Below are 15,040 nucleotides of genomic sequence, written 5' to 3'. Positions count from 1 at the left end.
AATTCGTCATCTGTCAATTTGCTTTGACCACTTTTTAAGACTTCCCCGAAGATACAAAAAAAGAATTGAAACGTATCATAAGATCGCTTCATCCATGTCTGATCTTCATTATTATATGAAAATTTGACTTGAATAAACAAGCCAAATTCAAATCACAATTTCTTACTCCACATATAATACCAATCCTTTTAGGTAATCTCCTTCAGGATGGAAAATATTTACAGGATGATCAGCCGGTTGATTAAGCTGATGTAAAATACGGACACGACGTCCAGCGTTAGCTGCTGCAATAAAAACAGCCTTTCTAAATTCCTCTTTACTAACTGCTTGCGAACAAGAGAAAGTAAACATGATTCCACCTTTTTTAATGGCTTGAAAACCTTTCAAGTTTAATCTTCTATAACCTTTAAGCGCATTGGCTAATACCTTCTTATGTTTTGCAAATGCAGGAGGATCTAAAACGATTAAATCATATTTTTGATCAGACTCATCTAAATATTTAAAAGCATCAGTTGCAAATGCCTCATGTCTCTTGTCTCCAGGGAAGTTCAACTCTACATTCTCATTGGTTACCTCAATAGCTCTTGCTGAACTATCAACCGAATGAACCAAATTGGCACCACCACGCATGGCATAAAATGAGAAACCTCCTGTGTAACAAAACATATTTAATACCGAGCGTCCTTTTGAATAACGTTCCAATAGGGATCTATTTTCACGTTGGTCGATAAAGAAGCCTGTTTTTTGCCCTGCCAACCAATCCACTTTAAATTTTAAGCCATTTTCAACAGCAACAAAATCCTTAGTTTCTCCCAAAATATATTCGTTGGTTGGTTCAATTCCAGATTTAAAAGGAATTGTACCTTCTGATTTATCGTAAACAGCAGTTAATTCATCCCCTAAAATTTCTTTTAAAGCCTCTGCAATTTCGCCTCGATGTAAATACATCCCCACTGAATGAGCCTGAACAACAGCTGTTCCTGCATAATAGTCGACTACTAAACCTGGCAAGTTATCACCTTCGCCATGTACCAAACGACACACATTATTATTCTCGATGCCTAACAAACCAATTTCACGACGGACACGACAAGCAGAACTTAATCTTTCAAGCCAAAAGTCTTTATTAATTTCAACAGGCTCAAAGCTTAAAATACGAACAACGATAGATCCGATAGCAATATGTCCTATGGCTAAAAATTCATCTTCATTGCTATAAACTGATACTAAATCTCCTTCTTCTAAACCTTCGTCAACACGAGCAACAGCTCCAGAAAAAACCCACGGATGAAAACGTTTAATGGAGTTTTCTCTGCCTTTATTTAATACAACTTTAGGGTAACTAATCATGAATATTTTTATTTATAACTAACCTAAGCTAGCGCTAAAGTCAATTTTAATTATTGTAATTTATTGTAGAGTACTTATAGTACCTCTTTGCAAATACTAGCTTTTAGGCCTTCATAAATTTCTAATGAAACCCATGCGTCAGTAGCGGCATAACGCAATTGCCCTGCACTTAACTCAGAAGCCTCCCAATTGGAAACTTGCTGACGTTTCGATATTCTAATATTTAATACAATTGCAGCCAATTTCTTAAGAGAAAAATTCTCTATCCCAAAACTTGTCACGTATTGTTGAAGTTCTAAAAATGAATTGCCATCAAAATCAGTGATCTCTTGAAGACCTCGAACATCATCCTTTATAGCTGCACCAACTTTTATAATTTCAGAATTGCTTAACAATTCAATAACAGGAGCAGGCAAACCTATTCTATTTAATCTAAACAAAAAGCTTTTTTCAGAACTTGATAATTGCAATAAAGCTACAGGATTTACACTCCCTTTCGTAAAAGAAGGTTTCGTCTCTGTATCAAAACCCAAAACAGGAAATTGTTTCAAATAATCAACTGCTTCCTGTAGGCCTTCATCACTATCTATTACCACAATTTCACCTTCGAAAGCTTCTAATGAGAGTTCGTTTATTTCGTCTTTTGTTATGCTCTTCTGAAAACTAATCATTCTTCATGTTTTTCATCGTCCGCTAATATTCTGCAGGCTAATCGTTTTATATATTAACTGATAGCAAATTTTCTATATCATCACAATGCAACTTATTTTGCGATAAAATTAAGAAACACCTATCTAATTGATAACTAATCATCCTTAATCATTTAAATCGTCTTCCAATTTTTCTGGATGAGCCAAAAGATAATGAATAGCTCTCAATGAGTTAACGACTGCCTGTCCCCAATGGTCATGGAAATTATTGTTCAAATCCCAAAGAGCCTCATTCATAATCTCAACACTCGCAATACGGTATGAGGTTAAGAAATCCTTAAGATCTTGGTAAATATCAGCAAAATTCTCAGAAATAGAAGCTACAATAGGTTCATCGCTATCACGCATACCATCATCAAACACCTCAAGATATTCATCATTTGCTCCCATTTTTTCAACTACAGCAGTTCTGATGTATTCCCAATCACCTTCACCTACAAATTTCTCAATTTCTTCGGCAAACTCATTCTCCACCTTAGGCAACAAACTTGCCTTTAAATATAATAAGGGTAATAATTTTTGTGCTCGATTGATAAAATCCAATTTTAAGATTTTAGCACTCGATTCTAAGAGTAAACAAAACTCATTAGCAACTGTCACAAATTCTATCGTATTTTTATCGTAAACCTGATGTTCAAAATTATCTTCCATCTCTTAATTTATAGTATAATGCTGCAAAATTAAAAAGATTTTGACAATAATGGTTGATCTGAGTACAAATCTCACAGATTCAAGCTAATCGAATCTTATTATTTTCTGAAGTTTTAACTTCATCATTGTCCATCATAACACGAATAACTTCCAGAAGTTTCTTTTCAGGAAACTGGCTTAATTCGACTAATTCAAAAACGGAACTTTCTTCTTTAGCCAAAATAGCTTTCACTTCAGACTGAATATTTTCATACAATTTAGACCCAATACTTTTATTCTTTTCCTTACAAATATCACATTCGCCACAGTTTGACGCATTCAACTGTCCAAAGTATTCCAACAACATTTTTGAACGACAAACATCAGTTGATTCAGCATATTGAATAACAGCATTTATTTTATCTATAAATCTTTCTTTTCTTTCCTGATAAACTTCCTTAGGAAACCTTAAGTACTTAAGAGGTAAACGCTCTTGTGTGTATATAATAAAGGGTGTTTTTTTTCTTGGTATATATTTAATAATTCCATAGTGAGACAAATCTTTCAAATTGTCAATTAATACCTTAATATTAACTTTTTTTCTATAAGCTAACGATTCTAAATTCACTGGCACATAATCTGTAAATAAACCCGTATAAGTTCTGAGCAGTAGCTTTATAAATTCATCTTGCTGTTTATTTTCAATCTGATATCGATATAAATCATCACGATTAACAACAAAATGTAATTTTGTAGAATGCTCTAAATCATCAGTAATTTCGAGATAACCAGCCCTCTGCAATATTTTAAGACTATTAAATGCATGCAGCACATTAAACTTAAATTTCTGACAAAAAAGAGCTAGGTTAAAATCAAACACGGCATCTTTTCCAGCACCTTCGGCAATTTGAAGAAAATTACCAACAGCCTGATACACCCTTTTCACAGTTTCTAATTCGGGATAAGATGTTTTTATTCTTTTTAGCAATTGAACCTTATCTGGATTTGAATAAAGTAATACCGCATAAGCACGTTCCCCATCGCGACCTGCCCGCCCTGCTTCCTGAAAATAGGCTTCAAGTGTATCTGGCAAATCCAGATGAACAACCGTACGAACATCAGATTTATCGATTCCCATCCCGAAAGCATTCGTTGCGACCATCACTTGAACAATTCCATCTCTCCATCTCTGCTGTCTCATATCTTTCACAGCATTATCGAGACCGGCATGATAATATTCAGCTTTTATCTGGCTTAATTTTAAAAACTCAGCAATTTCTTTACATTTTTTCCGACTTCGAACATAAACAACGGAACTCCCCTTCTGTTTTCTAAGTATTTTTAAAAGATATCTGTTTTTATCTTCTATATTTCTTACAAGGTATGATAGATTTGAACGTTCAAAACTTTTTCTGAACACGTTTTTCTTTTCAAAACCCAATCTGTCTTGAATATCATCTACAACCTCAGGCGTTGCGGTTGCAGTAAGTGCCAAAACAGGAATACCTGGTAAAAGTTCACGTAATTGAACTATTTTTAAATAGGATGGTCGAAAATCATATCCCCATTGAGAGATACAATGTGACTCGTCTATAGCAATCAAGCAAACTTTCATATTCAAAAGTTTTTCTTGAAAAATAGCCGTGCTTATTCGTTCTGGAGATATATAAAGGAATTTGTTCTTGCCATAAAGACACTTATTTAAGACCACTTCAATTTCGTCGCGAGTTAAACCAGAATAAATGAGTTCTGCCTTAATACCTTTCTCTTTCAGGTTTAAAACCTGATCCTTCATTAAAGCAACTAATGGAGAAACTACAATACACAGTCCTTCCATAGCCATTGTTGGCACCTGAAAAGTTAAAGATTTACCTCCACCAGTAGGCATTAAACCTAAAGTATCTCTCCCCTCAGCTACAGATAGAATTATATCTTCCTGTAAGGAACGGAATTCATCGTAACCCCAATATTTTTTTAAGATTTTATGATATATACTCATTTAAGGACTAAATTCAAAAACAAAACTTAAAGCAAGCCTTTACTACAAAGGCCTACACTGTTATTTTAAAACTTTAAGATACGCAAAAAAAGCCACAACAAATACGTCGTTTTAAAGCTTAATTATCACACAAAACTAAACATCTAAAATCAATTAACACTTTTTTAGTTTATCTATCGACACTTATCGCAGTATTTTTTGTAATTTCGCATGCAATTAAAATCTAAAATTATTGCATAATGTCATTCGTATCTGATAAAATTATTTCCGATGGATTAACATTTGACGACGTTTTATTAGTGCCTGCTTTTTCTGAAGTATTGCCTAAAAACGTAAGTCTACAAACTCGATTCTCACGATCTATTACGCTAAACACCCCAATTGTTTCAGCTGCAATGGATACCGTAACCGAATCTGCACTAGCTATTTCTATTGCACGAGAAGGCGGAATTGGAGTTATCCACAAAAACATGAGCATTTCAGCTCAAGCCAAACAAGTTATAACGGTTAAAAGAGCCGAAAATGGGATGATTTATGATCCTATTACTATTACGCCAAACAAGGCAGTAAAAGATGCTCTTGCTCTTATGAAAGAGTACAAAATTGGAGGTATACCTGTTGTTGACGAAAACAAAGTTCTTATTGGAATTGTAACCAATAGAGATTTACGTTTCGAATTAGAAATGAATAAAGCCATTTCTGAAGTGATGACCAAAGAGAACATCATAACCACTTCGGCAGGAACTAATCTTGAACAAGCTGCAGCAATTCTTCAAGCCTACAAAATTGAAAAATTACCTGTAGTTGATTCTGATAAAAAACTTATAGGGCTTATTACTTATAAGGATATTACCAAAGCAAAAGATAAACCTCTTGCTTGCAAGGATGAAAAAGGTCGTTTAAGAGTTGCTGCTGCAGTAGGTATTGCTGCCGACACGCTAGTTCGAGTTGAAGCTCTAGTAAAAGCTAGTGCTGACGCTATTATTATTGATACAGCTCACGGACATTCTAAAGGTGTCATTGAATTGTTGAAAAAAGCGAAGAAACTATATCCTGACATGCAATTTATCGTTGGTAATATTGCTACGCCTGAAGCAGCTTTAATGCTTGTTGAAGCAGGTGCCGATGGGGTAAAAGTCGGTATTGGTCCAGGTTCTATTTGTACAACTCGTGTGGTTGCAGGTGTGGGTGTACCACAACTAACTGCAATTTACGAAGTAAGTAAAGCACTTGAAGGTACTGGCGTTCCCGTTATCGCTGATGGTGGTATACGTTACTCAGGTGATATTGTAAAAGCTCTTGCTGCTGGTGCAGATTCAATTATGGCAGGTTCATTAATTGCCGGTGTTGAAGAATCTCCAGGAGAAACTATCATTTTTAATGGTCGTAAGTTTAAAGCGTACCGTGGAATGGGATCAATCGAAGCGATGGAACAAGGTTCTAAAGACCGTTATTTCCAAGATACTGAAGATGATATCAAAAAACTTGTTCCAGAAGGAATCGTTGGACGAGTACCATATAAAGGAACATTATATGAAGTAATTTATCAATTACTTGGTGGATTACGTGCAGGAATGGGCTATTGCGGAGCAGCTAATATAAAAGCACTTCACAATGCTAAATTTGTAAGAATTACATCTTCAGGCATGGCTGAAAGTCATCCTCACGACGTAACAATTACTCGTGAAGCGCCTAATTACAGCAGATAATATTCTCAAAAATCAAGATTTCCATCGGCAATCAATCTTTGTATTGATTGCCGATAACATTTGAGTTAAAATAGATTAAAGCCTAACTATGACAAGAAATATCATCATATTAATTATTTTTCTAGGATTTATATCATGTAACTCAAAAAACACTATAGATAACCCTCCAGTAGCAAAAATTAATGATTCCTATCTATACCTGAATCAAATACGGAAGATTGTTCCCAACAATAGCTCCAAGGAAGATAGCATAAGAATTACTCAAAATTACATTCACCAATGGATAAGCAAACAACTTCTTGTATCAAGAGCTGAACTTAACCTAACTGAAGAAGATCAAGATGTAGAAGAAATGGTAGAAGATTATCGCTCCTCCCTTATTATTCACAAGTACCAACAGCATTTAATCGAGCAAAAACTCGATACTATCGTTTCACGTACAGAAATTGATAAATACTATCGTGATTACCCTGGCAATTTTCTATTAAACCGTAATATTGTTAAGGCTGTTTACATCAAAATACACAAACCTTTACCTCAAGCTAAAAAGATTAGACAAATCTATAAATTAAAAAAAGATTCCGATTGGGATAAATTAGAGGACTACTGCTTTCAGAATGCCACAAAATTTGATAATTTTAGCGACCAATGGATCTATTCTCAAAACTTACTTAATCAAACACCAATTAAGATTAGTAATGAAGAAAAATTTCTACAACGAAATAAATACTTCGAAACTGAAGATAGCACATTCCATTACTTAATAAACATTCAAGATTACAAACTAAAAAAAGAGTTAGCTCCTCTTTCGTTTGTAAGTGCTGATATTCGAAAAATAATTATCAATAAAAGAAAAATACAATTCATAAAGAGTATGGAAGAAAGTATCTTTAAAGATGCCGAATCAAAGAACAAATTCAAAATATACTAAACTAGCACATATGCGCAATATTTTTTTTAAAGTCTTCACATCATTAGCCTTATTGGCTATCGTTTCTACAACGAGTCAAGCACAGGATAATTCGATAGATAAGATTGTTGCTGTCGTTGGCGATCAAGTTGTCTTGAAATCTGACGTAGAAAATCGTTTCATTCAATACAAATCACAAGGTTACCAATCTGGAAGTGTTGATTTAAAATCTGAAATTTTTGAAGATCTTTTGATTGAGAAATTGATGATTGCACAAGCTCAAATTGATAGTATTGAAGTTACAGAGCAAGAAGTTGAAAGTGATCTTCAACGTAAGGTTGATATGTATATTCAACGTATTGGTTCAAAAGAAAAACTTGAACAATATTTTAAGAAAAGCATTGCTGAGATGAAAAATGAATTACGTGATATAACACGTAATGATAAGATCAAGCAGAAAATGCAGGCCGAAATCACAAAAAATATCACGGCAACACCAGCTGAGGTTCGCGATCTTTACAACAAAATACCTAAAGATAGTTTACCTACAATTCCTGGTGAAATGCAAATTCAGCAAATTACTAGAAGTCCTAAGATCTCCGATGCTGAAAAAGATAGAATTCGTGAGAAACTGAGAAATTTTCGTGACCGAATTACAAAAGGAGAAAGCTTCGCAACATTAGCTGTTCTTTATTCTGAAGACCCAGGTAGTTCTCAACGTGGTGGTGAACTAGGATTTACACCTCGTGCCAACCTTGTTCCGGAATTTGCCAATGAAGCTTTCAACTTAAAGCCAGGAAAAATTTCTAAAATTGTTGAATCAGAATATGGATTCCACATTATTCAACTTATCGACCGTAAAGGTGAAAGAATTAATGTTCGTCATATTCTTCTTAAACCAAAAGTTAAGCAAGAAGATAGAGTTAGAGCAACTGAAGTATTAGATAGTATTGCTGATATGATTCGTAATGATAAAATCAAATTTAAAGAAGCAGCTTTCTACTATTCTGATGATAAAGACACAAAGCAAAATGGAGGTTTAATTGTTAACCCAAATAATGCAAGTTCAAAATTCACCAAAGAAAGTTTAGCTCCATCAATAGCAAAAGTTGCTAATACATTAAAAGTTGGTGAAATATCTGAAGCTTTTCTTGATGATCAAAGAGGTAAGGAAACCTACAAAATTATTAAGATTAAATCACAGACTAAGCCTCACAAAGCTAATTTAGCTGATGATTGGAGTCAATTTGAAAACATGCTTAAAAATAAAAAACAGCAAGCTGTATTAAGCAAATGGATTAGCGAAAAACAAAAATCAACATACATTAGTATTGATGATTCATACAAGAATACTCCATTCAGATTCAAAAACTGGATTAAGTAATATTAAAGCATACAAAAATCAGACACAGCTTTAGTTGTGTCTGATTCTTTGTTTTAGTTATTCATGAAAATTTAAATTTTCTGTAATGAATTTTAAAACTGAAGTTGAGGCTGCAGATGCCTTAAAAAGTAAATATGAAAATTTACTTACCGAAATCAAAAAGAAGATTTACGGACAGGATGATATCATCAAACAAGTCTTAATTTCTATTTTTAGCAATGGTCATTGCCTTTTGGTTGGCGTACCAGGATTGGCAAAAACATTACTTGTCAATACAATTTCTCAAGCTTTAGACTTAAAATATCAGCGTATACAATTTACGCCTGATCTAATGCCTTCAGATATTATTGGTACAGAAATTCTAAATAACGACAAACAATTCAAGTTTATTCAAGGACCTCTATTTGCCAATATTCTTTTAGCAGATGAGATTAACCGAACACCACCTAAAACGCAATCAGCTCTACTAGAAGCAATGCAAGAAAAAGAAGTTACGGTTAATGGAAAAACCTACACACTAGAGAAACCATTCTTTGTTCTAGCAACTCAGAATCCTATAGAACAAGAAGGTACCTACCCTCTTCCAGAAGCTCAACTAGATCGATTCATGTTTAGCATCTACCTTGACTATCCAAACTTAGAAGATGAAATAAGTATTGTTGAAAACACGACTTCTGGAAAAACCTTTGAGATTGACACAATCATGTCAGCCAATGAAATTAGCTATTTTCAAGCTTTAATTCAGAAGGTGCCTATTAATAAGAATGTGCTAGAATATGCTGTTAAATTAGCTGCAAAAACCCGTCCTAACACAGAACTTGCAAGCCCAATGACAAACAAATACATAAACTGGGGAGCAGGTCCAAGAGCTTCACAATATTTAGTTATTGGAGCCAAAGCTCACGCAATTATATCGGGAAAATATTCTCCTGACATAGAAGATGTCAAAGCTGTAGCTGTACCTATTCTTCGCCATAGAATAATGAAAAATTACAAAGCTGAGGCAGAAGGCATTAGTATCGAAAACATTATTGAAGATCTCCTTAAATAGAGAAGAAACCGTAACTTTATATCTAAATAAAATCACTTCTAAGTTATCATCAATGGCCAACATTGTAAAAAAGTATCTATTACTTATATTACTAGTGGTAATTATATTACCACAAACTTCGATTGCACAAAAAAAATCGAAGATTGATATCAAGAACTCTAATACATTTAGAATTGAACGTGATATACATCCAGATATAACGAAATTTATAGGCGATGTTTTTTTAACTCATGGAAACATTAAGATGTACTGTGATAGTGCTTATAATCACGAGAAAGACAATGAAATAGAAGCTTTCGGCAACGTACATATTATTAATGCTGATACCATTCATATATATGGCGATTATTTAAAATACGAAGGTGATAGCAGACGAGCAGCACTAAAAAATAACATTACATTAAAAAATAAGAATGTAAGCTTAACAACAAATAAGCTTGATTATGATATGGACCTTAATGTGGGCTATTATGATCAAGGAGGAACCATCGTCGATTCAACGAATGTTCTTACAAGCATAATTGGTCGTTATTATACCAAGCAAAATCTTTTCTTCTTTAAGGATAGTGTTGTACTTGAAAATAAAGATTACACCTTATATTCTGACACACTTCAATACCACACGGTAAGCAAAATTATTAACATCCTGGGGCCAACACGAATTGAAAATGAGAAGGAAACTCTATATAGTGAATTAGGCTGGTATAACACGCTAACTGGCATTTCTCATCTACTAAAAAACAACAAAGTAAATAGAGATAACTACCAAATAACAGGCGATAGTATTCATCTTGACAAGCAAAAAGAACTTGCTCTAATCTATAGAAATGTTGAACTACAAGATACGCTTAACAATCTTATAGCAAGAGGACATTACCTTGAAATGCATAAAGATACTGAAAAAGCTTTCCTAACCGATTCGACTCTTTTTATTCAAATAAACGCACAAGACAGTTTATTTCTACATTCCGATACACTTAAGATTGAGAAAGACACAAATAATTTTAATAGAATATCAGCTTACAATAAGGTTAAATTCTTCCGTAAAGATCTTCAAGGGAAATGTGATTCTATAAGCTACTCGCTTCAAGATTCTACGATGAGAATGTTTCACGATCCAATAGTTTGGGCTCAAGGAAATCAGATTACAGCAGATACAATAAGCATTGAAAGTCAAAATAATGCAGTTAAATACCTGCATTTTAGAACCAATGCTTTTCTATGCTCAAGAGAAGATAGTACACTCTACAACCAAATTAAAGGGCGTAACATGCTTGGTCATGTCAATAAAAATCATCTAGACACACTAGACATTATTGGCAATGGAGAAACACTTTATTTCCCAAGAGACGAACATGGTATCATTATTGGAATGAATGTAGCAAAAAGTAGTTCCATAAGCATCTCCATAATAGGACAAAAAATAGATCAAATTCTATTTACTAAAAAACCAGATGGTAATATGTATCCGTTATTCGATATCGTTAATCAAAAGCGATTACTAAAGGATTTTGAATGGAGAGACAATTTACGTCCCAAAACAAAAGATGAAATATTTATCTGGAAAGCTTCAGCTACCAAACCCCAAGAGGGCCTCAAAAAAAGAATAGAAAAAGCTATTACAAAGGAACTAGAAAAATAAGTCTACTTCGAAATAGAAACAAAAAAAAACGTGAGATTTACATCTCACGTTTTTTTTTAATATTCATCTTCGTTGAATAAGAAATCTCCTTTGCTTGGATAATCGGGCCAAATATCTTCAATACTTTCATAAACATCCCCTTCATCCTCAATTTCTTGCAAATTCTCGATAACTTCTAATGGCGCTCCAGAACGAATTGAAAAGTCAATCAATTCATCTTTGGATGCTGGCCATGGCGCATCTTCTAGCTTTGTAGCTAATTCTAGGGTCCAATACATAGTTTTATTTTTGCTTTTTTTACAGTTTGCGAATATAATTTTTTTTTCTGGATCTACAAGTTTGTCTCCCACTTTATTTCTTCTTTCCCCATATCGATCAAAACTTTACGAGAGAGAATAAATAAGTAATCTGACAGTCTATTTATATATTTCAATAATAATATATTAACATTTACTTCGGCAGAAAGCTGATTAACACGACGTTCTGCTCTACGACACACCGTACGAGCAATATGACAATAAGCATTAAGAGGAGATCCTCCTGCCAAAACAAAATTATTCAGCTCTGGCAAACTTTCATCCATTCTATCCATTTCATTTTCTAATAATAGAATATCATCTTCAAGAATCACCAATTTTTCTTTTAAGTCCGATTTTGTATCATCAGTAGCTAAACGAGAACCAATCAAAAATAACTTATTTTGTATCTTAAGTAAGGTCTCACTCGACTTTGTTTCAATTTCGTGAGATCGAATCAATCCAATATAAGAATTCAACTCATCAATCGTTCCATATGCTTCGAGACGTAAATGATGTTTAGGAACTCGAGTTCCACCAATTAATCCTGTGGTCCCAGAATCTCCAGTTTTTGTATATACTTTAAATTTTGTCATAATTGTATTTTTAAATCTCTTCTATAAAACAAAATAAAGCGAAATTAATTTTTCTACTCTTATACAAAGATAAAATTTAGGCTCACATATCATCACAAATTAACAAAGATTTTAAATTAATTATTTTGAGCTAATTATATGAGTTAACCCATTGAATTTCCAAGCCTTTTAAAACAATTAGAAATTCAACATCAAATAAATCTGAACTCACATTAAGTCGATTCTTTCTCATTAGTCAATCATACAGCTCAAATATTTCCCAAAAACGCCAAGACTATTTTCGAACAGAGGCAATATTTTTCATTCAAACCACTTTCATGATTAGCTAAATTCTATCGAAACAAACCTATTAATCGACCTAAAAACGACAAACAGTACAATAATCACCTATCAAAATAAAATTTCACATATAAAACATTATCCCAAAACCGCTATAATAACTGAAAGCTAAACGCATAAGAAAATTTTGTGCTTGGGTCTTAAAATACGGCATTTATCTATTATTAAAGATTATACGGTGAAGATTAAAAAAATATCAAAATCTATAAATAAGCAAACCAATACTATTACAAATTAAATTGTATTTTTGATTCAGTCAATCAATATTAGCATGCCGAAACCAATTACTAAATGTCAGAATTAGCAGGACAAAACATCAAATTTTTACCCGGAGTTGGGCCTAAAAAAGCCATACTCCTAAAGCAAGAACTCTCTGTTGACAGTTACGAGGATTTGCTTTACCATTTTCCCTACAAATACATTGATAAAACTAAATTTTATAAAACAACTGAAATACATTCTAAGCTTCCTTACATTCAGGTAAAGGGTAGAATTACCGATATGCAAACCATTGGAGAGAAAAGACAACAACGCTTAGTTGCAAATTTCACCGATGGTCATGGTATAATTGAGTTGGTTTGGTTTAAGGGAATCAAATATGTTAAATCGAATATTAAAGTAAACACAGAATACATTATTTTTGGAAAACCTGCAGAATTTAACCACCGTATAAATGTGGTACATCCTGAATTGGAAGAATGCAAAACTACCAAGAATAAAATTCAAGCCTCACTACAAGCCTTCTATCCTACTTCTGAAAAAATGAAAGCTGGGTTTGTGAACTCAAAAGCGATTCAGAAGTTTCAAGAAGCCATTTTAAATTCGATAAATGGCAAAATTCCCGAAACGCTTCCAGCCTATTTGGTAAAACATTTGGGTTTAATCAATCTTCACGACGCTCTTTTTCAAATTCATTTTCCCGAAAATGCTGAAATTCTTAAAAAAGCTCAGTACCGTTTAAAATTTGAAGAACTATTCTACATTCAGCTGGCTACTCTGAAAAAGAAGATGAAAAGAAAGATGCTCTTCAAGGGACATCAATTCATTAAAATTGGTGAATATTTCAATTCGTTTTTTCAAAATAACCTCCCATTTGAACTTACCAATGCTCAAAAACGAGTTTTGAAAGAAATTCGCAAGGAAGTTGGTTTGGGAAAACAGATGAATAGACTCTTACAAGGCGATGTGGGAAGTGGAAAAACACTTGTAGGATTGATGAGTATGCTAATGGCTCTCGATAATGGTTGCCAGGCTTGTTTAATGGCACCAACCGAAATTCTAGCAACACAACACCTAGAAACAATTGCCGAATTCCTTGATGGAATAAATGTCAACTATGCTCTTTTAACAGGATCTACAAAGGTAAAGGATAGAAAAATAATACACGAACAGCTTTTAAGTGGAGAACTTCAAATTATCATTGGCACACATGCTCTGCTTGAAGATGTGGTTCAATTCAAAAACCTTGGCTTCGTTATTATAGATGAACAACATCGTTTTGGAGTTGCTCAACGTGCTAAATTATGGGCGAAGAATCCAATTCCTCCTCACATTTTAGTCATGACAGCAACGCCAATTCCAAGAACACTTGCTATGACATTATATGGAGACTTGGAAGTTTCGGTAATAGATGAACTACCTCCTGGTCGTAAACCAATTCAAACGGTTCATTATTTTGAGAACAAAAGACAAGAGGTTTACAAATTCATGAAAAAGCAAATAGATTTAGGTCGTCAAATCTATCTGGTTTATCCAATGATTAAGGAATCGGAAAAAATGGATTACAAAAATCTTGAAGAAGGTTATGAATCTGTTGCTAGTTTTTTCCCTCCAGAAAAGTATGGCATAAGTATGGTTCATGGTAAAATGAAACCTGCCGAAAAAGAAGCCGAGATGCAACGCTTTGCATCAGGAGAGACACAAATAATGGTAGCCACCACAGTAATTGAAGTTGGTGTAAATATACCTAATGCCTCAGTTATGATTATAGAAAGCACCGAAAGGTTTGGACTATCACAACTTCATCAACTTAGAGGACGTGTAGGACGTGGAGGCGATCAATCATACTGTATCCTTATGTCGGGCTACAAACTATCGAATGAATCGAAAAAACGAATTGAAACCATGGTGAGAACCAACGATGGTTTTGAAATAGCCGAAGTAGATTTAAAACTTAGAGGACCTGGAGACATTGAAGGCACACAACAAAGTGGCATTGCTTACGACCTAAAAATAGCCAACTTAGCAAAGGATGGACAAATTTTACAATATGCTCGCGACATTGCTCAAAGCATACTCGATAAGGATCCTTTGTTGGAAAAAGAAATAAACCACACACTAGCTAAACAAGTAAAACGCTTGAGCAAAGCTCAATTCAATTGGAGCATCATAAGTTAAAATCCATTGATATATGGCTTGGAGACA

The 15,040-nt window shown here is 33.8% G+C and carries 12 protein-coding genes; 6 read left to right on the top strand and 6 right to left on the bottom strand.

Annotated features, from left to right (window positions below):
* Positions 1-162 precede the first annotated feature (162 nt).
* From EMN46_RS09475 to EMN46_RS09460, 4 genes are all read right to left on the bottom strand, one after another.
* Positions 163-1,350 (bottom strand): class I SAM-dependent rRNA methyltransferase, encoded by a 1,188-nt coding sequence (locus tag EMN46_RS09475; protein WP_154200566.1) that lies wholly within the window; start codon positions 1,348-1,350, stop codon positions 163-165.
* 74 nt (positions 1,351-1,424) lie between these two features.
* Positions 1,425-2,021, bottom strand: a complete 597-nt coding sequence (locus EMN46_RS09470; protein WP_154200565.1) for a 3'-5' exonuclease — start codon at positions 2,019-2,021, stop codon at positions 1,425-1,427.
* Positions 2,022-2,165: 144 nt separating this feature from the next.
* Positions 2,166-2,711 (bottom strand): DUF5063 domain-containing protein, encoded by a 546-nt coding sequence (locus EMN46_RS09465; RefSeq protein ID WP_154200564.1) that lies wholly within the window; start codon positions 2,709-2,711, stop codon positions 2,166-2,168.
* 79 nt (positions 2,712-2,790) lie between these two features.
* Positions 2,791-4,689: an ATP-dependent DNA helicase RecQ gene (locus tag EMN46_RS09460; protein ID WP_154200563.1), complete on the bottom strand. Its 1,899-nt coding sequence runs from the start codon at positions 4,687-4,689 to the stop codon at positions 2,791-2,793.
* A 239-nt stretch (positions 4,690-4,928) separates the two neighbouring features.
* On the opposite strand from EMN46_RS09460, the gene guaB reads away from it, so the two are divergent.
* The 5 genes from guaB (at position 4,929) to EMN46_RS09435 (ending at position 11,385) form a co-directional block, all read left to right on the top strand.
* Complete coding sequence (gene guaB, locus EMN46_RS09455) at positions 4,929-6,398, top strand: IMP dehydrogenase (protein ID WP_154200562.1); 1,470 nt, start codon at positions 4,929-4,931, stop codon at positions 6,396-6,398.
* Between the two features lie 88 nt (positions 6,399-6,486).
* Positions 6,487-7,329, top strand: coding sequence for a hypothetical protein (locus tag EMN46_RS09450; RefSeq protein WP_154200561.1), 843 nt, complete (start codon positions 6,487-6,489; stop codon positions 7,327-7,329).
* 10 nt (positions 7,330-7,339) lie between these two features.
* On the top strand, positions 7,340-8,692 hold the full coding sequence (locus tag EMN46_RS09445; protein ID WP_154200560.1) for a peptidylprolyl isomerase: 1,353 nt from the start codon (positions 7,340-7,342) through the stop codon (positions 8,690-8,692).
* A gap of 85 nt (positions 8,693-8,777) precedes the next feature.
* Positions 8,778-9,743: a MoxR family ATPase gene (locus tag EMN46_RS09440; RefSeq protein WP_154200559.1), complete on the top strand. Its 966-nt coding sequence runs from the start codon at positions 8,778-8,780 to the stop codon at positions 9,741-9,743.
* A 52-nt stretch (positions 9,744-9,795) separates the two neighbouring features.
* Positions 9,796-11,385 carry an OstA-like protein gene (locus EMN46_RS09435; protein WP_154200558.1) on the top strand — a complete coding sequence of 530 codons (1,590 nt, stop codon included), beginning with the start codon at positions 9,796-9,798 and terminating at the stop codon, positions 11,383-11,385.
* Between the two features lie 56 nt (positions 11,386-11,441).
* Here EMN46_RS09435 and EMN46_RS09430 read toward each other — a convergent pair whose 3' ends face one another.
* Together EMN46_RS09430 and EMN46_RS09425 are read right to left on the bottom strand one after the other, a co-directional pair.
* A complete protein-coding gene (locus tag EMN46_RS09430) occupies positions 11,442-11,663 on the bottom strand; it encodes a DUF2795 domain-containing protein (protein ID WP_154200557.1) in 222 nt (73 codons plus the stop codon).
* 53 nt (positions 11,664-11,716) lie between these two features.
* A complete protein-coding gene (locus EMN46_RS09425; protein ID WP_154200556.1) occupies positions 11,717-12,277 on the bottom strand; it encodes a cob(I)yrinic acid a,c-diamide adenosyltransferase in 561 nt (186 codons plus the stop codon).
* Positions 12,278-12,907: 630 nt separating this feature from the next.
* On the opposite strand from EMN46_RS09425, the gene recG reads away from it, so the two are divergent.
* Positions 12,908-15,013: an ATP-dependent DNA helicase RecG gene (gene recG, locus EMN46_RS09420; protein WP_154200555.1), complete on the top strand. Its 2,106-nt coding sequence runs from the start codon at positions 12,908-12,910 to the stop codon at positions 15,011-15,013.
* Positions 15,014-15,040 lie beyond the last annotated feature (27 nt).

Origin of the sequence: Ancylomarina sp. 16SWW S1-10-2, assembly GCF_009669305.1 — a bacterium.
Classification (GTDB): domain Bacteria; phylum Bacteroidota; class Bacteroidia; order Bacteroidales; family Marinifilaceae; genus Ancylomarina.
This window is presented reverse-complemented; position numbering and strand designations above follow the sequence as displayed.